Here is a 26417-nt window from a genome sequence, read left to right on the forward strand (position 1 = left end):
ATGGCGGGCATGTCTGCGCCCACCCCAGCCCGGCTGCCCCGGATCCTGTCCGGCATGCAGCCGACCAGTGACTCGCTCCACCTCGGCAACTACATCGGTGCCCTGGTGAACTGGGTCGGGCTGCAGGAGGGCTTCGACGCCTACTACTTCGTGGCCGACCTGCACGCCCTCACCGTGCCGACCGAGCCGGAGGTGCTGCGCCACCGCACCCGCGTGACGGCAGCACAGTTCATCGCCGGCGGCGTCGACCCGAAGCGTTCCGCGGTCTTCTGCCAGAGCCACGTCACCGAGCACGCCGAGCTCGGCTGGGTCATGAACTGCCTGACCGGGTTCGGCGAGGCGAGCCGGATGACCCAGTTCAAGGACAAGATCGCCAAGGGGCAGAACGCCAACGTCGGGCTGTTCGCCTACCCCATGCTCATGGCCGCCGACATCCTCATGTACGACGCGGACCGTGTGCCGGTGGGGGAGGACCAGCGCCAGCACCTCGAGATCACCCGTGACCTGGCCGAGCGGTTCAACACCCGTTTCGGCGAGACGCTCGTCGTGCCCGAGCCGCACATCCTCAAGGAGTCGGCGAAGATCATGGACCTGCAGGACCCCACGTCGAAGATGAGCAAGACGGGGTCCACCGACCGCGGCGTGATCTGGATGATGGACGAGCCGTCCAAGACGGCCAAGAAGATCCGCTCGGCGGTCACCGACACCGAGGCGGAGGTGCGCTACGACGTCGACGCCAAGCCCGGGGTGTCCAACCTCCTCGTGATGCACAGCGTGCTGTCGGGCACGTCGATCCCGGACCTCGAGCGGCGCTTCGAGGGCCACGGCTACGGCGACCTGAAGAAGGAGGTCGCCGAGGTCGTGGTCGAGGCGATCACGCCGTTCCGGACCCGGATGACCGAGCTGCTCGACGACCCGGCCGAGCTCGACCGGGCGGTGGCCGAGGGCGCCGACCGGGCCCGGGAGGTCGCCGTCGCCACCATGGCGCGGGTCCGTGACCGCGTCGGGTTGCTGCCGGCGGCGCGATAGGGTCGCGGCCGTGCCCACGATCGGCGTCAGCATCGCGATCCCCGCACCCCACGGGGACCTGCTCCAGGCCAAGCGCGCGTCCTTCGGCGACCCGCTGGCCGACTCGATCCCGACGCACGTGACGCTGCTCGGCCCGACCGAGCTGGCGCCCGCCGACATGCCCGCCGCCGTCGAGCACCTCGAGGAGGTCAGCGCGATCAGCAGGCCGTTCCCCATGCGGCTGCGCGGCACCGGCACGTTCCGGCCCATCTCGCCGGTCGTCTTCGTGCAGGTCTCCGGTGGGCTCGCCGAGTGCGAGGTGCTCGAGCGCGCGGTGCGGCAGGGTCCCCTCGAGCGGCACCTCGAGTTCAACTACCACCCGCACGTCACCGTGGCGCACGACGTCAGCGAGGAGAACCTCGACCGGGCCCTGGCCGACCTCGCCGACTTCGAGGCGACCTTCGAGATCGAGGAGTTCCACCTCTACGAGCACGGCGCCGACCAGGTGTGGCGGCCGGTGCGTTCCTTCCCGCTGCGAGGCCGGTGACCGGTTGACCACGCTGAGGCGGTGGTGGGCCGCGGCCCAGCGCACCCGCCTCTACGGCGCGTGGAAGCGGTACGGCGACAGCCGGGGCAGCGTGCTGGCCGGCGGCGTGGGCTACTTCGCCTTCTTCTCGATCTTCCCCGCCGTGCTGCTCGCCTTCACGGTGTTCGGCCTCGTGCTGAGGGACCAGCCGCAGCTGCTCGAGGAGGCGAAGAACGCCGTCAACGACCTCGTGCCCGGTTTCGTGAAGTCGCAGGACAACCCCAACGGGGTGATCGACGTGACCGCCCCCACCAGGGCTGCGCTCACGGTCAGCGGTGTGCTCTCGGTCGTCGGCCTCGTCTTCGCCGGGGTCGGGTGGCTCGGGGCGATGCGCGACGCCATCCGCGCCATCTTCGGCGTGCCCGGCCCGACGGCCAACGCCGTCGTGGTGAAGGCCCGCGACCTCGGCGTCATGCTGGTCCTCGGTCTGGGCATCGTCCTGTCCGGGGTCGTCGGCGCCGTGACCGGGGCCGTGTCGGCCTGGGTTGCCGGCCACGTGGGTCTGGGTGGCCAGGGCTGGGTGCTCACGGCGTCCAGCGTCGTCCTCGGGGTGGTCCTGGACGCGGTGCTCGTCGGGTTCCTCGTCCGGGTCGAGTCGGGGGTCGAGGTGCCCTGGCGGGTCTTGCGCACCGCCGCGCTCATCGGCGGCGTGGGCCTCACCGCTCTCAAGAAGTTCGGCACGGTGCTGCTCTCCGGCACGCTGCACAACCCGCTCTACGCGTCGTTCGCCCTCGTCGTGGGCCTGCTGCTCTGGCTCAACCTGATGTCGCGCGTCATCCTCGTCGCCGCCGCGTGGGCCGCCAACGACCTCGACCTGTCCACCGGCACCGGGACGCTGAGCCCCGGACAGCGGGAGAAGCTGCTGGAAGGGCCGGCGCCCGTTCCGGCGACGGCGCGGGACCGTCTGCAGGAGGGGTTGCCGGTCCTCGGGCAGCCGGCGACCGCTCGCACGGCGATGCTGGCCGGGGCGGTGCTCGGTGCGGTCGGCGCCGCGATGCTGGGAGCGGTGCTCCGCGGCATACGGGGCCTGGCTCGCAGGGAGTGACCGACCCCGCGTCAGCGGGCGCGGTGCCGGCTGGGCGGCCGACCGGCTCTACCGCCGGTGATGCCGCGGACGGCGAACAGGGCCACCAGGAGCACTGCGGCCGCGAGGCTGGCCACGCCGACCCACGGCGGCACCCGCTGGCTGCCGAGGGCCGAGGGGATGGCCGCCGCGGCTCCGTCGGCACGGCCGTCGCCCTTGGCCACGTCGGCCGCCGGCGCCCCTGGCGCGTCGGTTGCGGCCGGTGCCGGCGTCGGCGGCTCGGTGACCTCGCCCGGGTGGACGAGGCGGCCGACCGGCCTGGCCTTGTCGCCCCAGCGGAACGCCCAGTCGTACATCGCGGCCTGGGGTCGCCAGCTGTTGTCCAGGCCGTACATCTCGGTGAGGATGTACGTCTTCCCGCCGCGGGTGACGGCTGAGATGAACGTGCGCTTGGCGGCGTTGGTGTAGCCGTTCTTGATGCCGATCGTGCCGTCGTAGTTGTAGAGCAGCCGGTTGTGGTTGCTGATGACGAAGCTGGCGCGCTTGCCGTTCCTGCCCTTGGCGCCGGGGAACTTCATCTGCTTCGTCGTGACGTAGGTGCGGAAGTCGGGGAGCTGCATAGCGGCGCGGCCGATGAGCGCCAGGTCGTAGGCGCTCGAGGTCTGCCCGGGGGCGTCGAGGCCGGAGGGGTCCTTGGCCACCGTGTCGTGCGCGCCGAGCTGGCGCGCCTCCTGGTTCATCGCCGCGAGCGTCTCCTGCCTGCCACCACCGGCCCGGGCGAGGGCGTAGGCCGCGTCGTTGCCCGACGACATCAGCAGGGCACTGAACAGCTGTCGCCCGGTGTAGGCCTGGCCGGGCAGGAGGCCCACGCGGGTGCCGTCGGCGTTGGCGTCCTCGGCCGTGGCGCGGAAGGGACGGTTCGCGTCCACCTTGGGGATGAGCGTCAGGGCGGTCAGGGTCTTCAGGGTGCTGGCGGGCAGCATCCGGGCATGCGCGGCCTTGGCGGCGACGACCTCCCCGGAGTCCATGTCGGCCAGCACCCAGGAGACGTCCTTGAGCTTCGGGGGAGCGGGCACGCCCGCCGGGAGGTCGACGACGAGGCCCATGGAGGCCAGCCGCTCGCCACCGACGGAGAGCTTCGGGTCGACCGTCGGCTTCGGGACCGGCAGCGTCGGCGTGCTAGGCCTCGGTCTCGGCTTCGGGGCCGCGGGCACGGCGGCCGTCGCGGCCTCGGGGGCCGGTGACACGACGGCGCCGCCGACTGCCAGCACGAGGCCGGCAGCGGCGGCGCAGAGGATGCGTCGCACGCGCTCAGAACTTGTTGGTCAGCAGGGCCCGCTTGACCTCTTGGATCGCCTTGGTCACCTGGATGCCGCGTGGGCAGGCGTCGGTGCAGTTGAAGGTCGTGCGGCAGCGCCACACGCCCTCCTTGTCGTTGAGGATCTCCAGGCGCTGGGCGGCGCCGTCGTCGCGGCTGTCGAAGATGAACCGGTGCGCGCCGACGATCGCCTGCGGGCCGAAGTACTGGCCGTCGTTCCAGAACACCGGGCAGCTGGTGGTGCACGCGGCGCACAGGATGCACTTGGTGGTGTCGTCGAAGCGCTCGCGGTCCTCCTGGCTCTGCAGGCGCTCGCGCGTCGGCTCGTTGCCGGTGGTGACGAGGAAGGGCATCACGTCGCGGTACGCCTGGAAGAACGGCTCCATGTCGACGATGAGGTCCTTCTCGACCGGCAGGCCCTTGATCGGCTCGACGGTGATCGGCTTGCCCGGGTTGACGTCCTTGACGAGCGTCTTGCAGGCGAGCCGGTTCTTGCCGTTGATCCGCATGGCGTCGCTGCCGCAGACACCGTGGGCGCAGGAGCGGCGGAAGCTCAGCGAGCCGTCCTGGTCCCACTTGATCTGGTGCAGGGCGTCGAGCACGCGGTCGGTGCCGTGCACCGTCACGCGGTAGTCCTCGAAGTGGGGTGCGTCGTCGACCTCGGGGTTGTAGCGCTCGATGCGCAGGGTGACCTCGAAGGTCGGGACGGCTCCCGGCTTCGCCTCGGTGTTCTCTTCGACAGTGGCAGTCATCAGTACTTGCGCTCCATCGGCTGGTAGCGGGTCACGGTCACCGGCTTGTAGTCGAGGCGGACCTCGTCGGCGAAGCGCGGTCCGTTGTCGACCTCGGTGACAGGGGCACGGTAGGCCATGGTGTGGCGCATGAAGTTCACGTCGTCACGAGCCTCGTAGTCCTCGCGGAAGTGGCCGCCGCGCGACTCCTTGCGGGCCAGGGCGCCGAGGGTGATGACCTCGGCCAGCTCGATGAGGAAGCCGAGCTCGACGGCCTCGAGCAGGTCGGTGTTGTAGCGCTTGCCCTTGTCCTGGACGACGACGTTGGCGTAGCGCTCCTTGAGCTCGTCGATGACGCCGAGGGCCTCCTTCATCGAGGCCTCCGTGCGGAACACCTGGACGTTGCGGTCCATGGTCTCCTGCAGCTCGCGGCGCAGGTCGGCGACCCGCTCGCCGGTCGAGCGGCTGCGGATCGACTCGACCATGCCGACCACCAGGGCCTCCGGCGCCTCGGGCAGGTCGACCCAGTCGGCGGTCGCGGCGTACTCGGCGGCGGCGATGCCGGCGCGACGGCCGAAGACGTTGATGTCGAGCAGGCTGTTGGTGCCCAGGCGGTTCGAGCCGTGCACCGACACGCACGCGACCTCGCCGGCGGCATACAGGCCGGGCACGACGTCGGTGTTGTTGCGCAGCACCTCGGCCTCGACGTTGGTCGGCACGCCGCCCATCGCGTAGTGGGCCGTCGGGTAGACCGGCACCGGCTCGGTGTAGGGCTCGACGCCGAGGTAGGTGCGGGCGAACTCGGTGATGTCGGGCAGCTTGGCGTCGATGTGCGCCGGCTCGAGGTGGGTCAGGTCGAGCAGGACGTAGTCCTTGTTCGGCCCTGCGCCGCGGCCCTCGCGCACCTCGTTGGCCATGGAGCGCGCCACGATGTCGCGCGGCGCGAGGTCCTTGATGGTGGGGGCGTAGCGCTCCATGAAGCGCTCGCCGTCGGCGTTGCGCAGGATGCCGCCCTCACCGCGGGCCGCCTCCGACAGGAGGATGCCGAGGCCGGCGAGGCCCGTCGGGTGGAACTGGAAGAACTCCATGTCCTCGAGGGGCAGGCCGCGGCGGAACACGACGCCCATGCCGTCACCGGTGAGGGTGTGCGCGTTCGAGGTGGTCTTGAAGACCTTGCCGGTGCCGCCCGTGGCGAACACGACGGACTTGGCCTGGAAGATGTGGATCTCACCGGTCGCCAGCTCGTAGGCGACCACGCCGGAGGTGCGCTGCACGCCGTCCGGGCCGTCGGTGAGGAGCAGGTCGAGCACGTAGAACTCGTTGTAGAACTCGACGCCCTGCTTGATGCAGTTCTGGTAGAGCGTCTGGAGGATCATGTGGCCGGTGCGGTCGGCGGCGAAGCACGAGCGACGGACGGCGGCCTCGCCGTGGTTGCGCGTGTGGCCACCGAACCGGCGCTGGTCGATCTTGCCCTCGGGCGTGCGGTTGAACGGCAGGCCCATCTTCTCGAGGTCGATGACCGCGTCGATGGCCTCACGGCACATGACCTCGGCAGCGTCCTGGTCGACGAGGTAGTCGCCGCCCTTGACGGTGTCGAACGTGTGCCACTCCCAGTTGTCCTCCTCGACGTTGGCGAGGGCGGCGCACATGCCGCCCTGGGCCGCGCCGGTGTGGGACCGGGTGGGGTAGAGCTTGGTGAGCACCGCGGTGCGAACGCGCGTGGAGGACTCCAGCGCCGCGCGCATGCCGGCGCCGCCGGCTCCGACGATGACGACGTCGTACTTGTGCGTCTGCATCAGTGTCGTTTCCTTACTTGCACTGCGAGAGGGTTGATCCGGGGTCGACGCACGGGTCGAAGGTGAAGATCACCAGGGTGCCCAGCACGAGCACCACCAGGGCGCTCACCACGAGCAGCGTCTTGAGGACCCAGCGGGTGCTGTCCTTCTCGGTGTAGTCGTTGATGATCGTGCGGACGCCGTTGAAGCCGTGCAGCTCGGCGAGCCACAGCATCAGCATGTCCCACACCTGCCAGAACGGGTTCGACCACTTGCCGGCGACGAATGCGAAGTCGATGGCGTGGATGCCCTGGCCCAGCATCAGGTTGACGAACAGGTGCCCGAAGACCAGGAAGAGCAGCAGGACGCCCGAGCCGCGCATGAAGACCCAGGACCACATCTCGAAGTTGCCGCGGCCCTTGGACCGGCGCTTGTAGCGGGACTTCTGGACGGGGCGGAGGCCGGGCTCGCTCGTGGTTGCAGTCATGAGACCAGGCCCTTTCAGTGCGAGAAGACGATGCTCAGGTGCCGGATCGCGAAGGGCGCGAAGAGCACGACGAAGCCGATGACGACGGCCCAGAACATCTGCCGCTGGTGGCGCGGGCCCTTGGACCAGAAGTCCACCGCGACGACGCGGAGGCCGTTGAGCGCGTGGAAGGTCACCGCCGCCACGAGACCGGTCTCGCCGAGGCCGACGACCGGGTTCTTGTAGGTGTCCATGATCGAGTTGTAGGCGTCGGGCGAGACGCGGACGAGGGCGGTGTCGAGCACGTGCGCGAAGAGGAAGAGGAAGATGAGCACACCGCTGATCCGGTGGGCCACCCACGACCACATGCCCTCTCGATCGCCACGGTAGAGCGTGCCGGTAGCTGACTGGGCCACTGCGCGTCCCTTTCAAGCCGAGGAGGTGGACGGCGGCAGGCGTCCGTGCTGGACGACGGCGGCCGTAGTTCGTCCGTCAGATTATCTGTCCGCGGAGGTGCATCGCCCGGCGGGGCCTGTGAGAAACCAGACAGATCGGGTTACCAGCGGGTATGCCGTCCCGAGCCAGTCACGCCGCCCGCGCCGCGGGCGCGGTGAGGCTGCCGTAGTGGGCGAGCAACTGGTCGACGAGCGACGGCCAGGAGCGGTGTGCGACCAGGGCGCGGCCCCGGGCCGCGAGGCCGGCTCGCAGGGCGTCGTCGTACAGGCTCGCCACCGCCTCGGCCAGTCCTCCGGCGCGGTCTGGGTCGAACAGCAGTCCGCTGCGCCCGTGCTCCACGAGGTCGAGCGGGCCGCCGCTCGCGGGTGCCACCACGGGAAGGCCGGTGGCCGCCGCCTCCTGGAGCGTCTGGCCGAAGGTCTCCCGGGTCCCGGTGTGGACGAAGACGTCGAGGGCGGCGTAAGCCCGGGCCAGGTCGTCGCCCTCCCTGCGTCCCAGGAACACCGTGTCGAGGCCGGCGGCCGTGAGGGTGAGGCGGTCGCGCCCGGCGCTCGGCCCGTCGCCCACGACGGCGACCCGCAGGTGCGGCAGGCCGGCGAGCTCGGCCAGGCGGTGCAGCTCCTTCTCGGGTGCCAGTCGGCCGACGTAGCCGACCACCAGCTCGCCGTTCGGTGAGAGGTGGCGGCGAAGGGCTGCCGTCCCGGCGTCGCCCCGCCAGCCGGGGTGGAACTGCGCGGTGTCCACGCCCCGGCCCCACAGGGCGGTGCGGGGTATGCCGTGGCGCCGCAGGTCGGCCAGCGCGGGCGTCGAGGGAGCCAGCGTCAGCGCCGCCTGCCGGTGCACCCAGCGGACCCACCGCCAGGCGGTCCGCGCGGCGCCCCGCCCGGCCAGGCCGGGCACGTGGCGCTGCAGGTAGCCCGGCATGTCGGTCTGGTAGACGGCGACCGCGGGAAGGCCGCACCGGTTCGCGGCGACGACGGCGGCGGCGCCGAGGACGAACGGTGAGGCGACGTGCACGACATCGGGTGCGAACGAGGGCAGCAGGCGCTCCATCTCGGCGGTCGGCAGGCCGACGGGGAACTGACGGACGGGCACCGAGGCGACCGCGTGCACCGGGCACCCCGCGAAGCTGCGCGGCGCCGGGCGAGGGGCGACCACCATCACCTCGTGCCCCGCCCGGTGGAGGCACTCGACCACCCGGCAGACACTCGTCGTCACGCCGTTGACGCTGGGCAGGAACGACTCGGTCACGATCGCCACGCGCACGGCCACCACGGTGCTCGCCGCCGGTGAGCGGGACCCGACCTGACCGAGGAGGGGGAGTGGCCGGCGGGTGACGAGTGGGGTGGCAGGCGGTGCGTCCGGGCGCCGCTCGCTGGACCTGCCCTGACCCCAACCGGCCGCCGGGGGCGAGCCCGCCCGGTAGCGTTCCGCGCATGTCTTGCCTCGACCGCTTCTGGGCGGTGATCCCGGCCGGTGGCGCGGGCACGCGTCTCTGGCCCCTGTCGCGCGCCGCCTCCCCGAAGTTCCTCAAGGACCTCACCGGCACCGGGCGGTCGCTGCTGCAGGGCACCTGGGACCGTCTGGAGCCGCTGGTGGGGGACCGGGTCGTGGTCGTCACCGGCACCGCCCACGCCGACGCGGTGCGGGACCAGCTGCCCGGGCTGCCGGCCGAGCAGCTGCTGGCCGAGCCGTCGCCGCGCGACTCGATGGCCGCCATCGGCCTGGCCGCCGCGATGCTCGAGCGCCGTGACCCCGAGGCACTGCTCGGCTCCTTCGCCGCCGACCACGTCATCACGGACCCGGAGGCGTTCCGCCGCTGCGTTCGCGACGCCGTCGTGGTCGCGGACCAGGGTTACCTCGTGACCATCGGCATCGAGCCCACCCACCCGGCCACCGGCTTCGGCTACATCCGCATGGGAGAGGTGCTCGGCGACGGGCCCGCCTGCCTGGTCGGGCAGTTCGTGGAGAAGCCGGACGCGCGGCGGGCCGCCGAGTACGTCGCCAGTGGCCGGTTCCGTTGGAACGCCGGCATGTTCGTCGTCCGCGCCACGGTGCTGCTCGACCTGCTGGCGACCTGGCACCCGGCGCTCGCGGCGGGGCTGCGGGAGATCGCCGCCGACCCCTCGCTGCTCCCAGAGCGGTGGGCCGACCTGGAGAAGATCGCCATCGACCACGCGGTGGCCGAGCCCGCCGCCGACCAGGGGAGGGTGGCGGTCGTCCCGGGTTCCTTCGGCTGGGACGACGTCGGCGACTTCCACTCGTTGGCGACGCTGCTGCCCCGCGCCGCTGACACCGGTGAGGTGCGGGTGCTGGGCGACGAGGCGCTCGTCCGCGCGCTCGACGCGACGGGCATCGTGGTGCCCGCCTCTGGTCGCCACGTCGCCGTCGTCGGCCTCGAGGACATCGTGGTCGTCGACACCCCGGACGCCGTGCTGGTCACCACGCGACAGCGGGCCCAGGACGTCAAGGCGGTCGTCGACGCGCTCAAGGCCGAGGGGCTCGACGAGCTGGTCTGATCCTGCCTGGTTCCGCGCTTCGCTCAGGTGGCGAGGTCGCGCCGCCGGAAGGTGACGGCGCCCAGGGCCGTGACCGCGGCGGCGAGGACCAGCAGCACCGCCAGCCCGGTCGGGTTGGCGTCGCCGCCAGGCAGGCTGCCGAGGTGGTCGAACGGCGAGAGGCCGAGCGCCCAGTCGGGCAGCTCGAGCAGGGCGCCGAACTCACCGAGCAGCAGGAAGGCTGCCAGCAGCCCCCAGGCCGCGGGCGTCCAGCGCGGCAGCAGGCCGAACAGCGCCACCGTGAGGCCCACGCACACCAGCACCGCGGGTGCTGTGGCCAGCGCAGCCGGCAGGAGCTCGCCCACCCCGGTCGGGCTCACCGCTCCGGCCGCGGCCCCGGCGCTCAGGCCGCCGACGAAGAGCAGCCACAGCGCCCCTCCCATCGCGATGGTGACGTGGCTGGCGAGCCAGCTCCACCGGGTGACCCGGGTCGCGAGCACGACCTCTGCCCGACCGGCGTCCTCCTCGGAGTGCAACCGCAGGGCGGTCGTGATGCCGTAGGCGGCGACGCCGACGGCGAGGAAGCGCAGCTCGGTGCCGAAGAACGCGTCGAGCACCGACCCCTGACCGCCGCTCATCTTGCGCAGCATCTGCTCCATGCCCGGGCTGCTCGCGATGTCGGAGACCGAGGCGGCGAGGCTGCCGACCACCGAGCCCAGCACGGCGTACGCGATCGTCCACCCGAGCAGGGCGCCGCGGTGCAGCCGCCAGGCGAGCCCGAAGGGGCTGCCGAGCCGCGCGCCGGCGCGGGCGGGACCGGGTCGGGAGGCCCACAGGCCGGCGCCAAGGTCACGGCGCTGGAGCAGCACGTCGGCGGCGACGAGCAGCGCGGCGGTGACGGCGAGGGCCGGCAGCACCATCCACAGCCGGTTGTCCCCGAAGGGGCTGACCCGCTCGGCCCAGCCGAGGAACGAGGCGTAGACGAGGTCCTGCCCGCTCTCGGAGGTGTCGGCCCCGGCGCGCACCACGAAGGCGAGCCCCAGCACGGCGAGGGCAACGCCCCCGGCGCCGCGCGTGGTCGTGGTGAGCTGCACCGCCACGGCGGTGATGCCGGTCATGACGAGACCGGCGACGACGATGGTGACCCCCAGTGCGACCGAGCCGACCGGGTCGACGCCGGTGGGCAGGAGTGCGAGCGCGCTCAGCGCCCCGGTCGCGAGCACCGACAGCACCGCCAGCGACACGGCGGCCGCCAGCGGCGCCCTTCGTCCCACCACACCGCCGCCGACGAGCTCGAGGCGTCCTTCCTCCTCCTCGGTGCGGGTGTGGCGACGCACGAGGGCGAAGGCGAGGAAGGCGGCGAACAGGCTGCCCATCATGATCGTCTTGAGCACCCCGACCCCGGCTGCGGTGAGCGAGGGGAGTGGGCCGTAGAGGGCCGCCACCGAGGGAGTCGCGGCCATGAGGCGAGCGCCCGCGGCCGCCTCGGCGTCGCTGGGGTACAGGTCGAGGGTGGCCGCCATGGCGGCGTAGGCCATGGCCGCCATGGCGAGCACCGCGGAGGTGACCACCCAGCGGTCACGCCGCCAGGCGAGCCGCAGCAGGGCACCGGTGCCGGCGAAGGTGCTCATGCCGAGACCTCGGCCTCCGCCGGGGCTGCCCCTGGTTCCCCCGTGAGCTCGTCGCGGTACTGCGAGAGGAAGAGCTCCTCGAGGGTCGGCGGCTGGCAGGTCAGCGCCTCGATGCCGTGGGGGCCGAGGCGGCCCACGACGTCGCCCACGGCGCTCGTGTCGACCGAGAGCACCAGCCGGTCGCGGTCCTGGCGCACGGTGTGCACGCCCGGCCACTGCTCCACCTCGGCCGGCGGCAGGGGGCGGGCGAGCGTGGCGTCGACCGTCGACCTGGTCATGTGTCGCAGGTCGGCGAGGCTGCCGGAGTCGACGATCCGGCCGGCCCGCACGATGCTCACGTGGTCGGCCGTCGCCTCCACCTCGGACAGGATGTGGCTCGAGAGCAGCACGGTGCGTCCCTCGTCGCGCGCGGCCGTCGCGTAGCGCTCGAAGACCTTCTCCATGAGCGGGTCGAGGCCGGAGGTCGGCTCGTCGAGGAGGAGCAGCGGCACGTCCGAGGCCAGGGCGGCGACGAGCGCGACCTTCTGCCGGTTGCCCTTGGAGTAGGAGCGCCCCTTCTTGGTCGGGTCGAGCTCGAAGGCCTCGAGCAGCTCGGCGCGCCGGCGCTCGTCGAGGCCTCCGCGCAGCCGGCCGAGGAGGTCGATCACCTCGCCGCCGGTGAGGTTCGGCCACAGGGCGACGTCGCCGGGCACGTAGGCCAGCTGCCGGTGCAGCTCGGTGGCGTCGCTCCACGGGTCGCGGCCCAGCAGGGTCGCCGTGCCGCCGTCGGCGCGGATCAGGCCGAGCAGGACGCGGATGGTGGTCGACTTGCCGGCGCCGTTGGGGCCGAGGAAGCCGTGGATCTCGCCCTGGCGGACGGTCAGGTCGAGCGAGTCGAGGGCAACGGTCGTCCCGAAGGTCTTGCGCAGCCCCCGGGTCTCGATGACTGTGGTCATGCGTTCACGATACGCATTCTTCAAAAGAATCTGAATGCTTTAAAGTGACAGTCATGAGCTCCCGTCGTGTCGCACCGGCCCCTGCCCGGTTCGTGGAGCGGTTCGGCTCCGCGCTCACCGCAGCCGGTATGCCGCGGCTGCCCGCTCGCGTCTTCGCCTGCCTGCTCGCGGACGACGACGGTGCGATGACCGCCGCGGAGCTCGGCGAGGTGCTCGAGGTCAGCCCGGCCTCGGTGTCCGGTGCCGTCCGCTACCTGCAGCAGGTTCGGATGATCCACCGTGAGCGGCAGCCCGGTACCCGGCGCGACCTCTACGTCGTCGCCGACGACGCCTGGCACGACGCCGTCATCAGCGCCGGGCAGGTCTACCAGCCGCTGCGTGCCGTCCTCGCCGAGGGCGTCGACGTGGTCGGCGGGAAGCGAACCACGGCCGGGAGGCGGCTGGCCCTGTCGGCCGAGTTCCTCGACTTCCTCACCGAGGAGTTCGAGGGCGTCGCCAGGCGCTGGGAGAAGCGGCGGGCCGAGCTCACCGGCTGAGCTCGCCGGCTGGGGTGGTGAGGTTGGCCACGGGCCGGGAGCACGCGGCATACCTCGCCACTAGTCTTCGGCCCATGGCCGAAGCACAGTCCGCGCAGAGCGAGTCGAACCTCCCCATCCAGCCCGTCTACGACGCGTCCTCGCTCGCGGGCTTCGACTCGGAGGAGAAGCTCGGGGAGCCGGGCTCGTACCCGTACACCCGCGGCGTGTACCCGACGATGTACACCGGCCGCCCGTGGACGATGCGGCAGTACGCCGGCTTCGGCACCGCCAAGGAGTCCAACGAGCGCTACCACGAGCTCGTCAACAACGGCACCGGCGGCCTGTCCGTGGCCTTCGACCTGCCGACCCAGATGGGCTACGACTCCGACGAGTCGATCTCCCACGGCGAGGTCGGCAAGGTCGGTGTCGCGATCGACTCCATCGACGACATGCGGACCCTCTTCAACGACCTGCCGCTCGACCAGGTCTCGACCTCGATGACGATCAACGCGCCGGCCTCGACGCTGCTGCTGATGTACCAGCTGGTGGCCGAGGAGCAGGGCATCGACGGCACCAAGCTCACCGGCACGATCCAGAACGACGTGCTCAAGGAGTACATCGCGCGCGGCACCTACATCTACCCGCCGAAGGAGTCGCTGCGCCTGATCAGCGACATCTTCGCCTACTGCGCCAAGGAGATGCCGCGCTGGAACACCATCTCCATCAGCGGCTACCACATGGCCGAGGCCGGGGCGACGCCCGCGCAGGAGATCGCCTTCACCCTCGCCAACGCCAAGGAGTACGTCCGGGCCGCGGTCGCCGCCGGCCTCGACGTCGACGACTTCGGGCCGCGCCTGTCGTTCTTCTTCGTCGCCCGCACCACGCTGCTCGAGGAGGTCGCGAAGTTCCGCGCGGCCCGGCGCATCTGGGCCAAGATCATGAGGGACGAGTTCGGCGCCAAGAACCCGAAGTCGCAGATGCTGCGCTTCCACACCCAGACCGCCGGCGTGCAGCTCACCGCCCAGCAGCCCGAGGTCAACCTCGTGCGCGTCGCCCTCCAGGGCCTCGGCGCGGTGCTCGGCGGCACCCAGTCGCTGCACACCAACTCCTACGACGAGGCCATCGCGCTGCCGACGACGAAGGCCGCCCGCCTCGCGCTGCGCACCCAGCAGGTCATCGCCTACGAGACCGACGTGACCAAGACGGTCGACCCGTTCGCCGGCTCCTACGTCGTCGAGTCGATGACCGACGACCTGGAGGCCGCGGCGCTCGAGCTGATCCAGGCGGTCGAGGACCGCGGGGGAGCGGTGGCCGCGATCGAGCAGGGCTTCCAGAAGTCGGAGATCGAGCGGTCGGCCTACCGGATCGCGCTCGAGATCGACCACAACGAGCGCACCGTCGTCGGCGTCAACCGGTTCACGCTCAAGGAGGAGGAGCCCTACGAGCCGCTGCGCGTCGACCCGCAGATCGAAGCCGACCAGTGCGAGCGGCTCGCCGCGCTGCGCGCCGAGCGTGACAACGAGGCCGTCGAGCGGGCGCTCGAGGCCGTGCGCGAGGCGGCCCGGGGCACCGACAACCTCCTCTACCCGATGAAGGAGGCGCTGCGGCTGCGCGCCACCGGCGGCGAGGTCAGCCACGCGCTGCGCGACGTGTGGGGCCTCTACGTCCCGCGCGACAGCTTCTGACCTGCCGCACCTTCTTCTGGACGTCTGCAGCTTCGCAGCCGGTCGGTCTGCGGGCGCGCGGGTACAGTTCGCCCTGAGATGACTGACAACTCCCTCCTGTCCGCCGTGGTCGGCAGCGTCGACCCCCTCCTGCCCGAGCTCGTCGAGATCCGCCGCGACCTGCACGCCCACCCCGAGCTCTCCCGCGAGGAGACCCGCACGACCATGGTGGTCAGCCAGCGGCTGGCCGCCGCCGGCGTGCGCGTGCGGCCGCTGGCCGGCACCGGGCTCGTCGCGGACATCGGCGCCGAGCAGCCGGCATACCGGGTGGCGCTGCGCGCCGACCTCGACGCCCTGCCGGTGCGGGAGCGGACGAACCTGGAGTGGGCCTCGACCAACTACGGGGTGTGCCACGCGTGCGGGCACGACGTGCACGTGACCTCGGTGCTCGGAGCCGGGCTCGCGCTGCGGGCGCAGGAGGAGCGGCTGCGCGAGCAGGGCGTCGCCGCGCGCCTGATCTTCCAGCCCGCCGAGGAGGTCATCCCCGGTGGTGCGATCGACGTCCTGGAGCAGGGCGGCATGGAGGGCGTCGACGCCGTCTTCGCCGTGCACTGCGACCCCAGCATCGAGGTCGGCCGGGTCGGCCTGCGCGAGGGCCCGATCACGGCGGCCTCCGACCGCGTCACCGTGCACCTCAGCGGGCGCGGCGGCCACACCTCCCGCCCGCACCTGACCGAGGACCTCACCTTCGCGCTCGCGAAGGTGATCACCGAGGTTCCCGCCGTGCTCTCGCGGCGGCTCGACCCCCGGTCGGGGCTGGCCCTGGTGTGGGGCGAGGTGCGGGCCGGCATGGCCAGCAACGTCATCCCCTCCTCGGGCATCGTCGCCGGCACGCTGCGCATGCTCGACGCCGAGGCATGGAAGAGCGTGGGCCCCCTCCTCGAGCAGGTGGTGCACGCCGTCGTCAGCCCGTATGCCGTGACCGCCCGCCTCGAGCACGTGCCCGGCGTGCCGCCGGTGGTCAACCACCCCGACGCCGTCGACGTGCTGCGCCAGTCGTGCGTCGGGGGAGGGCTCGAACCGGTGCCGACGCCGCAGTCCCTCGGCGGCGAGGACTTCGCGTGGTACCTCACCTCCGTGCCGGGGGCCATGGCGCGGCTCGGCACCCGCACCCCGGGGGGCCGCACCTATGACCTGCACCAGGGCGACCTGGTCGTCGACGAGGGGGCGGTGGCCGCCGGGGCGCGGCTGCTGGCCGGCGCGGTCGTGGCCGACGTCATCAAGGCGGCGGCGTCGGGCGACCCCGGCACCACGGAGTCCTGACCGAAGTCTCCTGAACGTCTGTCCTGGCCGTCTGTCCTGGCCGGCTCTCCCTGACCTGTCGCTGACCCTCTCCTGACCTCGTCCATACAGTCGCGGATTCGTAACAGTTCAGCCGGGTTTCCCGAAGGCGTCCGAGTCTCACAGCGTGGACGGCTATTGTCCTGACGCGGGAGTGCAGCGCGTGCCTCCTCCAAGACCTAGAACAGGAGAACGCCTTGCGTCACACGATCAAGGTTGCGGCGGTCATGTCGGCCGCTGCGCTGGCACTCGCCGCCTGCGGTGACTCCGGCGGGACGAGCAGCGGTGGCGGGTCCACCTCGTCCGCAGGAGCAAAGAAGACCATCAAGGTGGGCATGGCCTACGACGTCGGCGGTCGTGGCGACCAGTCGTTCAACGACTCCGCCGCCGCCGGCCTGGACAAGGCCAAGAGCGAGCTGGGAGTCGAGGTCAAGGAGGCCGCGGCCGTCAACGGCGAGAACGAGGCGGCCCGCGAGGAGCGCCTGCAGCAGCTCGTCGACGCCGGCTACACCCACATCGTCGCCGTCGGCTTCGCGTACGCCAAGTCCGTGGGCAAGGCGGCCAAGGACAACCCGGACGCCCACTTCGCGATCGTGGACGACGCCTCGGCGGACTCCAAGGGCCCGAACGTCGACCAGATCACCTTCGCCGAGAACGAGGGCTCGTTCATCGTCGGCGCGGCTGCCGCGCTCAAGTCGAAGGCGGGCAACATCGGCTTCGTCGGTGGTGTGAACACCCCGCTGATCAAGAAGTTCGAGGCCGGCTACGTCGCGGGCGCCAAGGCCGTCAACAAGGACATCAAGATCCAGATCAAGTACCTCACCCAGCCGCCGGACTTCTCCGGCTTCGCCGACCCGGCGAAGGGCAAGACCGCGGCCGAGGGGATGTACCAGAGCGGCGCGGACGTGGTCTACCACGCGGCCGGTGGCTCCGGCGGTGGCGTCTTCACGGCGGCCAAGGCGGCGAACGCCATGGCGATCGGCGTCGACTCCGACCAGGCCCTGACGGCCCCCGCGGACGTCAAGGACGTCATCATCACCTCGATGATCAAGAAGGTCGACGTCGGCGTCTTCGACTTCATCAAGTCGGCCACCGAGGGCAAGGAGCTGAGCGGCAACAAGGTCTACGACCTCAAGTCGGGCGGTGTGGACTACTCCACCACCGGCGGCAAGATCGACGACATCAAGGCCAAGCTCGACGACTACAAGAAGCAGATCATCGACGGCAAGATCACGGTTCCCACCACCCCGTGACCTGAGGCTGACGGACAGGGCCCGGGCGGCGCGGTAACGTGCCACCCGGGCCCTTCGTCGCCCGCCACCACTGCGGCGAGACGGTGCTTGCCTGACCGCCGCCAGCCTGACAACCTCCCCGCGCACCACCGCGGGCCAGACCAGGAGTGTGCGTCATCGCTTCCTCCACGCAAAGCCCGGCTGCGGCCGGTGTCGGCGACCTCGCCGTCGAGCTCGAAGGCATCACCAAGCGCTTCCCCGGCGTCGTCGCCAACAAGGACATCGCCTTCTCGGTCCGCCGGGGCACCGTGCACGCGATCGTGGGGGAGAACGGTGCGGGCAAGTCGACGCTGATGAAGATCCTCTACGGCGTCCAGCGACCCGACGAGGGCAGCATCAAGGTCAACGGCCAGCCCGTGAACCTCCATACTCCGGCGGATGCCATCCGCGCCGGCATCGGCATGGTGTTCCAGCACTTCATGCTGGCCGACAACCTGACGATCCTCGAGAACGTCGTCCTCGGGGCCGAGTCGATGCACGGCATCGGCAACGCCGCCCGCGAGGAGATCCGGCGGATCTCGGACGACTACGGCCTCGACGTCGACGCCGACGCCCTCGTCGCCGACCTCGGCGTCGGAGCTCGCCAGCGGGTGGAGATTCTCAAGGTCCTCTACCGCGGTGCAAAGATCCTCATCCTCGACGAGCCCACCGCCGTGCTCGTGCCACAGGAGGTCGACGAGCTCTTCGACAACCTCCGGGAGCTGAAGAAGGAGGGCCTCACGGTCCTCTTCATCTCGCACAAGCTGGACGAGGTGCTGAAGGTCGCCGACTCCATCACGGTCATCCGCCGGGGCACCACGATCGACACCGTCGACCCGAGCAGCGTCAACGCCCGGCAGCTCGCCGAGCTCATGGTCGGCTCCGAGCTGCCGTCCCCGAGCACCGAGGAGTCGACCGTCACCGACCGTCCCGTCCTTCGGGTCTCGGGACTCAGCCTCCAGGGCACCGAAGGACGTCCTCTGCTCGACGACATCTCCTTCACGATCCATGCCGGCGAGGTGCTCGGCATCGCTGGGGTGGAGGGCAACGGCCAGGCCGAGCTCGTCGAGGTGATCATGGGGATGCGCGAGCCCACCTCCGGCCAGGTGGTCCTGGAGGACACCGACATCTCCGACTGGGACGTCCGCGAGATCCGGGAGGCGGGGGTGGCCTACATCCCCGAGGACCGGCAGCGCCACGGTCTCCTGCTCGAGGCCCCGCTCTGGGAGAACCGGATCCTCGGCCACCAGACCGAGGCGCCCAACGTGCGTGGCCCGCTCATCAACGCGTCCGGTGCGCGCGCCGACACCGAGCGCATCGTCCGGGAGTACGACGTACGCACGCCCTCCGTCTACGTGACCGCCGCGTCGCTCTCCGGCGGCAACCAGCAGAAGCTCATCGTCGGGCGCGAGATGAGCCACGACCCCAAGGTGCTCGTCGCCGCCCACCCCACGCGCGGCGTCGACGTCGGCGCCCAGGCAAGCATCTGGGACCTCATGCGACACGCCAGGGCCAAGGGCCTGGCCGTGCTGTTGATCTCGGCTGACCTCGAGGAGCTGATCGGCCTGTCGGACACCATCCAGGTCATCCTGCGTGGCCGGCTCACCGGACCGTTCGACCCCGACACGGTGACCAGCGAGGAGCTCGGTGCGGCGATGACGGGCGCGGCGGCGGACACGGCATCCACCACCGACCGGCCGGCGACCGGGCGACCGACCGGTGACACCAGCCACGAAGGAGACCACCGATGAGGACGTTCCAGCCTCGCCGGATACTGCTGTCGGTCGCTGCGCCGGTCCTGGCCCTGCTCGTGGCGTTCGTCATCACGTCACTGATCCTCTGGGCCGTCGGTGACCCCGTGGCGGAGGTGTGGAAGACGCTCCTGGGTGCGCCACGGCCCCGCCAGGTGGTGAACATCGTCAACAGTGCCAGCGTGCTCTACCTCTCGGCCATCGCCGTGGCGGTCGGCTTCCGGATGAACCTGTTCAACATCGGCGTCGACGGGCAGTACCGGGTCGCCGCCTTCGCCGGTGCGCTCTTCGCCGGCCAGGCTTGGCTGCCCGGCCCGCTGAACGTGCTGCTCACCCTCGTCGTGGCGATGGTTGCGGGTGGCCTCTGGGCCTCCATCGCGGCCTGGCTGAAGGTGCGCCGCGGGGTGTCCGAGGTGATCTCGACGATCATGTTGAACGCCATTGCCACCGGACTGGTGCAGTGGCTGCTGCTCAAGGTCTCCAGCCAGGAGAAGGGCAGCAACGCGATCGGCACCAAGCTGATCCCGGAGTCGTCGCGCCTCGACGGCTTCGCCCTCATCCCCAACGCCAGCAACCGCGTCTACACGCTCGTGCTCCTGGCGATCCTGGTCGGGGTCGCCTACTGGTTCGTGCTGGGCAAGACCCGCTTCGGCTTCGACCTCAGGGCCACGGGCCGCAGCGAGTCGGCCGCCGTCGCGAGCGGGGTCAAGGTGCCCCGCATGGTGATGACCGCCATGATCGCCTCGGGTGCCCTCGCAGGCCTCGTCGGCATGCCGCTGCTGTTCGGCCAGGACTACCAGTACGGCACCACCTTCCAGGCCGGGCTCGGCTTCGCCGGCATCGGCATCGCGCTGCTCGGTCGCAACAACGCCATCGGGATCGCGTTCGCCTCGCTGCTGTGGGCCTACCTGGACCAGCAGTCGAACGGTCTGCAGATCCGCGCAGGCGTGGCGCCGGAGCTGGTCAACATCATCCAGGGCGTCATCCTCTTCGCCGTGGTCATCGCCTACGAGCTGATCCGCCGTGCGGACCTCCGGCTCGAGCAGAACCGGGTCGCGCGCGAGCTCGCCGCCCAGTCACCGTCCACCCCCGCAACCCAAGGAGCCTCGGCATGAGCGCCGCTGGACTCGAGGTCGGAACCCAGCCGGTCACCACCCCGCGAACCGGTCGCCAGCGTTTCACGCCCGCCCAGTGGGCGATGGTCGTTGCCGGTGCGATCGCCGTCGTCTCGCTGCTGCGGATCGTCACCGGCGCCGAGGACATCGACTCTTCGGGGGCGCTGTCAGCGGCGGTCGGCCTCGCCGTGCCGATCGCCCTGGCGGGCCTGGGTGGCCTGTGGTCGGAGCGGGCGGGTGTCGTCAACATCGGCCTCGAGGGAATGATGATCCTCGGGACCTGGTTCGGTGCCTTCTTCGCCATCCACGCGGGCGCCTGGATGGGCATCGTCGGCGCGATCGTCGGCGGCGTCCTCGGGGGTCTCATCCACGCCGTGGCCACCGTGATCTTCGGCGTCGACCACATCGTCTCCGGTGTCGCGCTCAACATCATCGGCCTCGGTGCGGCGAAGTACCTCGCGGCCCGCTTCTTCTCCGGCCTGAAGGGCGGCGGCCCGACGCAGTCGCCGCCGCTGCCCAACCTTCCGACGATCACCATCCCGGGACTCTCCGACGCGCTCGGCACCATCGAGAAGAAGCAGTGGTTCTTCGTCTCCGACGTCGCCTCGGTGCTGCGGGCGCTGTGCACCGATGTGTCGGTGCTGACGATCCTGGCCGTCCTCCTCTTCATCGGCACGTACTGGGTGCTGTGGCGCACCGCCTTCGGCCTCCGGCTGCGCTCCTGCGGTGAGTCGCCGGTGGCGGCCGAGACGCTCGGCGTCAACGTCATCCGTTACAAGTTCCTCGCGGTGCTCATCTCCGGTGGCCTGGCCGGCCTGGGTGGCGGCTACCTCTCGCTGGTGGCGGCCAACATCTACCGTGACGGCCAGACGGGCGGCCGCGGCTTCATCGGCCTGGCGGCCATGATCTTCGGCAACTGGCGCCCCGGCGGCCTGCTGGCCGGGTCGGGCCTGTTCGGCTACACCGACGCCCTGCAGCTGCGCGGTGGCGGCGAGACCGTGCACGCCTTCCTGTTGCTGTTCGCCATCATCCTGCTCGCCATCGGCGTCTGGCAGATCGTCAAGCGCCACAACCCGGTGCAGGGCGGCATCGCCATCGTCGTCGGTGTGCTCACAGGACTCTGGTACGCCCTGACCGAGACGGTGCCGGCCGAGCTCACCGGTATGACGCCCTACGTCACCACCCTGTTGGTGCTCGCGTTCGCGTCCCAGCGCCTGCGCATGCCGGCCGCGGACGGCCAGGTCTACCGCAAGGGCGAGGCGTCGTGACGGGGGAGGCCGTGCCAGCCGCCTCCGTTGCGTCAGTGGACTGGGACGCCCTCCAGGCGCAGGCGGTCGCCGTCATGCGCAAGGCCTACGCGCCCTACTCGAAGTTCCCCGTCGGCGTGGCCGGCCTGGTCGACGACGGCCGGGTGGTCGTGGGCTGCAACGTCGAGAACGCGGCCTACGGCGTCGCGCTGTGCGCCGAGTGCGGCATGGTCTCGCACCTGCACGCGAGCGGTGGCGGCCGGCTGGTCGCCGTGTCGTGCGTGGGTGGTGACGGCCAGGCGCTGATGCCGTGCGGGCGGTGCCGCCAGCTGCTGTGGGAGCACGGCGGCCCGGACTGCCTGCTGATGACCCCGAAGGGCGTGCTGCCGATGAGCGAAGTGCTGCCGCAGGCCTTCGGCCTCGAGGACCTCGAGGCGGCGGCCGCCCGCGGGCAGGGAACGCCGGCCTGAGGTCCCGCAGACCCTGGTCTCAGGAAGCCTTGCGGGACGGGCGCCACCGGGCTTGGGCGCCCGAGCGCTCGGCCTCCTCGGCGGCCTTGGCGATGTTCTTCTGCATGCCCCCGAACACGATGCCGTGGAAGGGGTACACCGCCGCCCAGTAGGCGTGCCCGGCCAGCCCGCGCGGGTGGAACAGCGCCCGCTGCCGGAAGACGGTGCGGCCCTGCTGGTCCTCCTCGGCGATGAGCTCGAGCCAGGCCAGACCGGGCAGGCGCATCTCGGCCCGCAGCCGCAGCAGGTGGAGGTCCTCGATCTCCTCCACGCGCCACCAGTCGAGCGCGTCCCCGACCGCCAGGTCCTGCGGGTGGCGCCGGCCGCGGCGCAGCCCGGGACCGCCGAAGAGCCGGTCCATCAGGCCGCGGGCGACCCAGCCCAGCCGCCAGGAGTACCAGCCGTTGTCGCCGCCGATGCCCTCGATGACCGACCACAGGGCCTCACGGCTGGCCCGCACCACCGACGAGCGGTCGTCGGTGTAGAGGGAGCCGCCCGCCCAGTCGGGGTCGCTGGGCAGCGGGTCGCTGGGGGCGCCGAGGGGCACCGCCGACGACCACCGGGTGGCGACGTCGAGGTCGCGGACCTTGGTGAGCGCCAGCTCGACGGCCCGGTCGAACCCGACGAGGCCCTCGGGCGGGTCGGGCACGTACCGCGCGATGTCGTGCTCCTCGCAGACCACGTCGTGCACGAGCGAGTCGACCAGCGGTCGCGCGATGCTGTTGGGCACCGGCGTAACGAGCCCGACCCAGTGGCTCGACAGCGAGGGGCTGAGCAGCGGCGTGGGGATGATGCGGCGCGGCTTCAGGCCGGCCACCGCGGCATACCGTTGCATCATCTCGCGGTAGGTGAGCACGTCGGGTCCGCCGATGTCGAAGGCGCGGTTGACGTCGGCCGGCATCGACGCCGACCCGACGAGGTAGAGGAGCACGTCGCGGACCGCGATGGGCTGGATGCGGCTGCCCAGCCACTTGGGCGTCACCATGACCGGCAGCCGCTCGGTGAGGTAGCGCAGCATCTCGAACGACGCCGAGCCGGAGCCGAGGATGACGGCGGCCTGCAGCACGGTGGCCGGGACACCGCTGGCGAGCAGGATGTCGCCCACCTCCTTGCGCGACGCGAGGTGCTCGGAGAGCCGCTCGCCGCCGGGGTAGAGGCCGCCGAGGTAGACGATGCGGCCGACGCCCGCGCGGCGCGCGGCTTCGGCGAAGGTGCGCGCCGTGTGCCGGTCTCGGGCGGCGAAGTCGGGACCCGTGCCGAGGGAGTGGATGAGGTAGTAGGCGACGTCGACGCCCTCCATGGCCGACGCGAGCGAGTCGGCGTCGGACGCGTCGCCCTTGACCACCTCGACGCCCTCGGCCTCGCGCCAGGGCTGGTCGCGCAGGCGCTCGGGGCGCCGCGCCATGGCGCGCACGGCATACCCGGCCTTGAGCAGCTCGGGGACGAGGCGGCCACCGATGTAACCGGTGACCCCGCTGACGAGGACGAGCTTCGGCGAGGGGGACGTCGCAGCCATGCCGCCAGTCTGCGCCACCCGTCACGGAGTCGCGCGGCCATCTGGGATGCTGTGCCTCGTGAGCGAGTCATTCGATGCGGTCGACGTCATCACCACCAAGCGCGACAAGGGAGAGCTGTCCGACGGGCAGATCGACTGGGTCATCGACGCCTACACCCGCGGGGTCGTCGCCGACGAGCAGATGAGCTCGCTCGCGATGGCCATCCTGCTCAACGGCATGAACCGGCGCGAGATCGCCCGCTGGACGCAGGCGATGATCGACAGCGGTGAGCGGATGGACTTCTCCTCGCTCTCGCGAGCGACCGCCGACAAGCACTCCACCGGCGGCGTGGGCGACAAGATCACGCTGCCGCTGGCCCCGCTCGTGGCGGCGTGCGGTGTGGCGGTGCCGCAGCTCTCCGGGCGCGGGCTCGGCCACACCGGCGGCACGCTCGACAAGCTCGAGTCCGTGCCCGGCTGGCAGGCCGCGCTCAGCAACGAGGCGATGATGCGCCAGCTCGAGGACGTCGGCGCCGTCATCTGCGCCGCCGGCGCGGGCCTCGCTCCCGCGGACAAGAAGCTCTACGCGCTGCGCGACGTCACCGGCACCGTCGAGGCCATCCCGCTCATCGCCTCCTCGATCATGAGCAAGAAGATCGCCGAGGGCACCGGCGCCCTGGTGCTCGACGTCAAGGTCGGCAGCGGCGCATTCATGAAGAACGTCGACGACGCGCGCGAGCTGGCCCGCACGATGGTCGACCTCGGCACCGACGCGGGCGTCAAGACCGTGGCGCTGCTGACCAACATGCAGACCCCGCTCGGCCTCACCGCGGGCAACGCCCTCGAGGTGCGCGAGTCCGTCGAGGTGCTCGCCGGTGGCGGCCCCGAGGACGTCGTGGAGCTGACGGTCACGCTGGCCCGCGAGATGCTCGCCGCGGCCGGCAAGGACGACGCCGACCCGGCCGACGCCCTCAAGGACGGCCGAGCCATGGACGTCTGGAAGGCGATGATCCGCGCGCAGGGCGGTGACCCCGACGCCGCGCTGCCGACCGCGCGCGAGACCCACGAGGTGCTCGTGCCGGCCGACGGCGTGCTCACCCAGCTCGACGCCTACAAGGTCGGCGTCGCGGCCTGGCGTCTCGGCGCCGGGCGCGCCCGCAAGGAGGACCCGGTGCAGGCCGGCGCCGGCGTCGAGATGCAGTACAAGCCGGGTGCCAGCGTCCGCGCGGGGGAGCGGCTGCTCACGCTGCACACCGACACCCCGGAGAGGTTCGAGCGCGCCCTCGAGGTGCTCGACGGCGCGTTCACCATCGCGCCCGAGGGCTCGCGGCCCGACCTGCTGCCGCTCGTCATCGACCGCGTGGGCTGACCCGCAGCGTCGACGCGGCCGGTTCCTCGTCGGAGCCGGCAGTCCCGCGCCCTGTCGCGAAGGCGACGGCCCGCTCCACCACCTCGGGGTCCCACAGGACCCGCCGATGGCCGAGTCCCTCGGTGAGCAGCAGCTCGGCTGCCGGCCACACCTCCGCCAGGGACTGCGAGCCGCGGGCGGGGGTCTCGACGTCGTCGCGGTCGTGCACGAGCAGCAGCGGCGGCTGCCCTGAGCGGCGCCGCGTCATGGCCACGGCGTCGAAGTGGTCGAGCGGCCACCCGACGCGGTCCTCGGCGCGGGTCAGGAGGTGCCGCACGGCGTCCCCGCCGAGGCCGAGCCCGCCCGCGAACCACCGCAGGATGGGCGTCATGGCCACCGGCGGCGCGACCAGGACGAGGCGCCCCGGCTGCAGGCCGAGCTCGTGGGCGTGCAGGGTCGCCGCGCCCCCGACCGAGTGGGTCACGACCACCTCGGCCGGGCCGTGGGCCTCGACGACGGCGGAGAGCGACTCGGCCAGCTCGACGAGGGACGTCGAGCGCGGGCCGAACCGGCCCGGCCCGGAGTCGCCGTGGCTCGGCCCGTCGAACGCCACCACCTGGAAGTCCGCCTCGAGCAGGGGTGGCACGAAGGCACCGAGCTGCTGCCACCAACCGCCCCAGCCGTGCACGAGGTATGCCGTCGGCGCACCTTTGCTGCCGAACCTCCGTCCCGAGACGGAGCCGCCCGCCCACTGGAGCGTGAACGGCTCCCCGCCAGGGGGTTGGTGGCGCGCCCGCCGCTGCGCGCTTGCCCGGGGTGGCAGGCGGAACCACAGGTCGGCTGCGAGGCGTCCGGCGGCTCGCGGTGAGACCCGGTGGACGGCACGTACCGCCTGTGCCACGACGGCCGGCACCGGCACGGACGGTGGTGTCACCGACGGTGGCGGCACGGACGGTGGCGCCAGGGGCGAGTCAATACGATCGATCGTGCTTTTTTCTGGCGCCATGGATGCTCCGTCCGGGGAGAAAGGTCAGCTGCGGATGGTGGCGAGCAGGTGCTCGAAAGCCGCGTGGGTGCGCGCCGATGCCTCGGGGTCGCGCATCATGCGGGCGGCGAAGTGGTGGGCGAGCACGATGCCGTACAGCTCGTGCGCCACCTGCCCGGCGTCGGTGTCCTCGCGGAAGTGACCGTCGGCGACGCCGGCCCGCACCATCGTCTCGATGCTGTCGAGCAGGTCGCGCTGCGTGCGCACGATGTGGTCACGCACCGGGCTGTCGGGCTCGTCGTCGAACTCCGTGGTGACGGTGATGAAGATGCACCCGCCCGGCTGGGCGTAGTCGGCGTCGCCGTCCCAGCCGAGCCAGCGCTCGAACACCGCGCGCAGGCGCGGCTCCCCGCGCGGCTGCTGGAGCGCAGGTTGGACGACCAGCCGCCCGAACGCCTGGGCGGCGTGGTCGAGCACCGCCTCCTGGAGGGCCTCCTTGGAGCGGAAGTGGGCGAAGAGCCCGCTCTTGGACATCTCCAGCGAGTCGGCGAGGGAGCCGATGGTGATCCCGCGCAGCCCGACGCGGCTGGCCTGGGCCAACGCCTCGCGCAGCACCGTCTCGCGGGTCACCTCGCCTTTGCGCATGCGGCCAATAAAAGCACGACCGTTCGTGAGTGACAAGGCCCCCGCTGTGCCTTTCGCGCGAGGTGGCGGGTTCGGCTCGACCCCCACGATCGTCGTCGCG

General features: G+C 71.5%; 24 protein-coding genes. 13 read left to right on the forward strand and 11 right to left on the reverse strand.

Annotated elements, in window-relative coordinates:
- From trpS to BMW78_RS13985, 3 genes are read left to right on the forward strand one after another with little or no spacing between them, the layout of a single operon-like run.
- Positions 1 to 1029 carry a tryptophan--tRNA ligase gene (trpS, locus tag BMW78_RS13975; RefSeq protein ID WP_218144363.1) on the forward strand — a complete coding sequence of 343 codons (1029 nt, stop codon included), beginning with the start codon at positions 1 to 3 and terminating at the stop codon, positions 1027 to 1029.
- A 10-nt stretch (positions 1030 to 1039) separates the two neighbouring features.
- On the forward strand, positions 1040 to 1555 hold the full coding sequence (locus BMW78_RS13980; RefSeq protein WP_091761040.1) for a 2'-5' RNA ligase family protein: 516 nt from the start codon (positions 1040 to 1042) through the stop codon (positions 1553 to 1555).
- A gap of 4 nt (positions 1556 to 1559) precedes the next feature.
- Positions 1560 to 2639, forward strand: coding sequence for a YihY/virulence factor BrkB family protein (locus tag BMW78_RS13985; RefSeq protein WP_091761043.1), 1080 nt, complete (start codon positions 1560 to 1562; stop codon positions 2637 to 2639).
- A gap of 11 nt (positions 2640 to 2650) precedes the next feature.
- Here the strand turns inward: BMW78_RS13985 and BMW78_RS13990 are convergent, their stop codons facing one another.
- The 6 genes from BMW78_RS13990 to BMW78_RS14015 form a co-directional block, all read right to left on the reverse strand.
- Entirely contained in the window at positions 2651 to 3925 is a 1275-nt protein-coding gene (locus BMW78_RS13990) for a D-alanyl-D-alanine carboxypeptidase family protein (RefSeq protein WP_091761045.1), read from the reverse strand.
- A 4-nt stretch (positions 3926 to 3929) separates the two neighbouring features.
- Entirely contained in the window at positions 3930 to 4688 is a 759-nt protein-coding gene (locus BMW78_RS13995; RefSeq protein WP_091761048.1) for a succinate dehydrogenase iron-sulfur subunit, read from the reverse strand.
- Complete coding sequence (sdhA, locus tag BMW78_RS14000) at positions 4688 to 6463, reverse strand: succinate dehydrogenase flavoprotein subunit (protein WP_091761053.1); 1776 nt, start codon at positions 6461 to 6463, stop codon at positions 4688 to 4690. The genes BMW78_RS13995 and sdhA overlap by 1 nt, the downstream gene beginning before the upstream one ends.
- A gap of 13 nt (positions 6464 to 6476) precedes the next feature.
- Positions 6477 to 6929 carry a succinate dehydrogenase hydrophobic membrane anchor subunit gene (locus tag BMW78_RS14005; RefSeq protein ID WP_091761056.1) on the reverse strand — a complete coding sequence of 151 codons (453 nt, stop codon included), beginning with the start codon at positions 6927 to 6929 and terminating at the stop codon, positions 6477 to 6479.
- Positions 6930 to 6943: 14 nt separating this feature from the next.
- Positions 6944 to 7324: a succinate dehydrogenase, cytochrome b556 subunit gene (sdhC, locus tag BMW78_RS14010; protein WP_091761059.1), complete on the reverse strand. Its 381-nt coding sequence runs from the start codon at positions 7322 to 7324 to the stop codon at positions 6944 to 6946.
- A gap of 169 nt (positions 7325 to 7493) precedes the next feature.
- Positions 7494 to 8630 carry a glycosyltransferase family 4 protein gene (locus BMW78_RS14015; protein WP_091761431.1) on the reverse strand — a complete coding sequence of 379 codons (1137 nt, stop codon included), beginning with the start codon at positions 8628 to 8630 and terminating at the stop codon, positions 7494 to 7496.
- A gap of 170 nt (positions 8631 to 8800) precedes the next feature.
- Here BMW78_RS14015 and BMW78_RS14020 point away from each other — a divergent pair, with 170 nt between their 5' ends.
- Positions 8801 to 9883 carry a mannose-1-phosphate guanylyltransferase gene (locus tag BMW78_RS14020; protein ID WP_091761063.1) on the forward strand — a complete coding sequence of 361 codons (1083 nt, stop codon included), beginning with the start codon at positions 8801 to 8803 and terminating at the stop codon, positions 9881 to 9883.
- Between the two features lie 23 nt (positions 9884 to 9906).
- Here BMW78_RS14020 and BMW78_RS14025 read toward each other — a convergent pair whose 3' ends face one another.
- Positions 9907 to 11493, reverse strand: a complete 1587-nt coding sequence (locus tag BMW78_RS14025) for an ABC transporter permease (RefSeq protein ID WP_091761066.1) — start codon at positions 11491 to 11493, stop codon at positions 9907 to 9909.
- Positions 11490 to 12428, reverse strand: coding sequence for an ABC transporter ATP-binding protein (locus BMW78_RS14030; RefSeq protein ID WP_091761069.1), 939 nt, complete (start codon positions 12426 to 12428; stop codon positions 11490 to 11492). Before BMW78_RS14030 ends, BMW78_RS14025 begins: the two co-directional genes overlap by 4 nt.
- Before the next feature lie 53 nt (positions 12429 to 12481).
- On the opposite strand from BMW78_RS14030, the gene BMW78_RS14035 reads away from it, so the two are divergent.
- From BMW78_RS14035 to BMW78_RS14070, 8 genes are all read left to right on the forward strand, one after another.
- Positions 12482 to 12964, forward strand: coding sequence for a GbsR/MarR family transcriptional regulator (locus BMW78_RS14035; RefSeq protein WP_091761072.1), 483 nt, complete (start codon positions 12482 to 12484; stop codon positions 12962 to 12964).
- A gap of 74 nt (positions 12965 to 13038) precedes the next feature.
- The gene (locus BMW78_RS14040; RefSeq protein ID WP_091761076.1) at positions 13039 to 14631 is read left to right on the forward strand and encodes an acyl-CoA mutase large subunit family protein; all 1593 of its coding nucleotides are present in this window, start codon (positions 13039 to 13041) and stop codon (positions 14629 to 14631) included.
- A gap of 78 nt (positions 14632 to 14709) precedes the next feature.
- Positions 14710 to 15933: an amidohydrolase gene (locus BMW78_RS14045; RefSeq protein ID WP_091761079.1), complete on the forward strand. Its 1224-nt coding sequence runs from the start codon at positions 14710 to 14712 to the stop codon at positions 15931 to 15933.
- Positions 15934 to 16148: 215 nt separating this feature from the next.
- Complete coding sequence (locus tag BMW78_RS14050) at positions 16149 to 17204, forward strand: BMP family lipoprotein (RefSeq protein ID WP_091761082.1); 1056 nt, start codon at positions 16149 to 16151, stop codon at positions 17202 to 17204.
- A 146-nt stretch (positions 17205 to 17350) separates the two neighbouring features.
- On the forward strand, positions 17351 to 18973 hold the full coding sequence (locus BMW78_RS14055; RefSeq protein WP_091761085.1) for an ABC transporter ATP-binding protein: 1623 nt from the start codon (positions 17351 to 17353) through the stop codon (positions 18971 to 18973).
- Positions 18970 to 20088: an ABC transporter permease gene (locus tag BMW78_RS14060; RefSeq protein ID WP_091761088.1), complete on the forward strand. Its 1119-nt coding sequence runs from the start codon at positions 18970 to 18972 to the stop codon at positions 20086 to 20088. Before BMW78_RS14055 ends, BMW78_RS14060 begins: the two co-directional genes overlap by 4 nt.
- A complete protein-coding gene (locus BMW78_RS21045; protein ID WP_091761090.1) occupies positions 20085 to 21356 on the forward strand; it encodes an ABC transporter permease in 1272 nt (423 codons plus the stop codon). Before BMW78_RS14060 ends, BMW78_RS21045 begins: the two co-directional genes overlap by 4 nt.
- 11 nt (positions 21357 to 21367) lie before the next feature.
- The gene (locus BMW78_RS14070) at positions 21368 to 21805 is read left to right on the forward strand and encodes a cytidine deaminase (RefSeq protein WP_281247089.1); all 438 of its coding nucleotides are present in this window, start codon (positions 21368 to 21370) and stop codon (positions 21803 to 21805) included.
- 19 nt (positions 21806 to 21824) lie between these two features.
- Here the strand turns inward: BMW78_RS14070 and BMW78_RS14075 are convergent, their stop codons facing one another.
- Positions 21825 to 23360, reverse strand: a complete 1536-nt coding sequence (locus BMW78_RS14075) for an SDR family oxidoreductase (protein ID WP_091761095.1) — start codon at positions 23358 to 23360, stop codon at positions 21825 to 21827.
- A 58-nt stretch (positions 23361 to 23418) separates the two neighbouring features.
- On the opposite strand from BMW78_RS14075, the gene BMW78_RS14080 reads away from it, so the two are divergent.
- Positions 23419 to 24708 (forward strand): thymidine phosphorylase, encoded by a 1290-nt coding sequence (locus BMW78_RS14080; protein ID WP_091761433.1) that lies wholly within the window; start codon positions 23419 to 23421, stop codon positions 24706 to 24708.
- On the opposite strand, the gene BMW78_RS14085 is transcribed toward BMW78_RS14080, so the two are convergent.
- Together BMW78_RS14085 and BMW78_RS14090 are read right to left on the reverse strand one after the other, a co-directional pair.
- The gene (locus BMW78_RS14085) at positions 24689 to 25600 is read right to left on the reverse strand and encodes an alpha/beta fold hydrolase (RefSeq protein WP_177180399.1); all 912 of its coding nucleotides are present in this window, start codon (positions 25598 to 25600) and stop codon (positions 24689 to 24691) included. The two genes, BMW78_RS14080 and BMW78_RS14085, sit on opposite strands and share 20 nt — an antisense overlap.
- Before the next feature lie 117 nt (positions 25601 to 25717).
- Positions 25718 to 26317, reverse strand: a complete 600-nt coding sequence (locus BMW78_RS14090) for a TetR/AcrR family transcriptional regulator (RefSeq protein ID WP_091761099.1) — start codon at positions 26315 to 26317, stop codon at positions 25718 to 25720.
- Positions 26318 to 26417 lie beyond the last annotated feature (100 nt).

Origin of the sequence: Pedococcus cremeus (assembly GCF_900111375.1) — a bacterium.
Taxonomy (GTDB): domain Bacteria; phylum Actinomycetota; class Actinomycetes; order Actinomycetales; family Dermatophilaceae; genus Pedococcus_A; species Pedococcus_A cremeus.

Bases quoted from the DNA above. Each gene is read 5' to 3' on its own strand.
- BMW78_RS14005 (WP_091761056.1), bottom strand. From the start codon at position 6,929: ATGACTGCAACCACGAGCGAGCCCGGCCTCCGCCCCGTCCAGAAGTCC.
- trpS (WP_218144363.1), top strand. From the start codon at position 1: ATGGCGGGCATGTCTGCGCCCACCCCAGCCCGGCTGCCCCGGATCCTG.
- BMW78_RS14075 (WP_091761095.1), bottom strand. From the start codon at position 23,360: ATGGCTGCGACGTCCCCCTCGCCGAAGCTCGTCCTCGTCAGCGGGGTC.
- BMW78_RS14045 (WP_091761079.1), top strand. From the start codon at position 14,710: ATGACTGACAACTCCCTCCTGTCCGCCGTGGTCGGCAGCGTCGACCCC.
- BMW78_RS14020 (WP_091761063.1), top strand. From the start codon at position 8,801: ATGTCTTGCCTCGACCGCTTCTGGGCGGTGATCCCGGCCGGTGGCGCG.
- BMW78_RS14035 (WP_091761072.1), top strand. From the start codon at position 12,482: ATGAGCTCCCGTCGTGTCGCACCGGCCCCTGCCCGGTTCGTGGAGCGG.
- sdhA (WP_091761053.1), bottom strand. From the start codon at position 6,463: ATGCAGACGCACAAGTACGACGTCGTCATCGTCGGAGCCGGCGGCGCC.
- BMW78_RS14090 (WP_091761099.1), bottom strand. From the start codon at position 26,317: ATGCGCAAAGGCGAGGTGACCCGCGAGACGGTGCTGCGCGAGGCGTTG.
- BMW78_RS14030 (WP_091761069.1), bottom strand. From the start codon at position 12,428: ATGACCACAGTCATCGAGACCCGGGGGCTGCGCAAGACCTTCGGGACG.
- BMW78_RS14060 (WP_091761088.1), top strand. From the start codon at position 18,970: ATGAGGACGTTCCAGCCTCGCCGGATACTGCTGTCGGTCGCTGCGCCG.
- BMW78_RS13995 (WP_091761048.1), bottom strand. From the start codon at position 4,688: ATGACTGCCACTGTCGAAGAGAACACCGAGGCGAAGCCGGGAGCCGTC.
- BMW78_RS14040 (WP_091761076.1), top strand. From the start codon at position 13,039: ATGGCCGAAGCACAGTCCGCGCAGAGCGAGTCGAACCTCCCCATCCAG.
- BMW78_RS14025 (WP_091761066.1), bottom strand. From the start codon at position 11,493: ATGAGCACCTTCGCCGGCACCGGTGCCCTGCTGCGGCTCGCCTGGCGG.
- BMW78_RS21045 (WP_091761090.1), top strand. From the start codon at position 20,085: ATGAGCGCCGCTGGACTCGAGGTCGGAACCCAGCCGGTCACCACCCCG.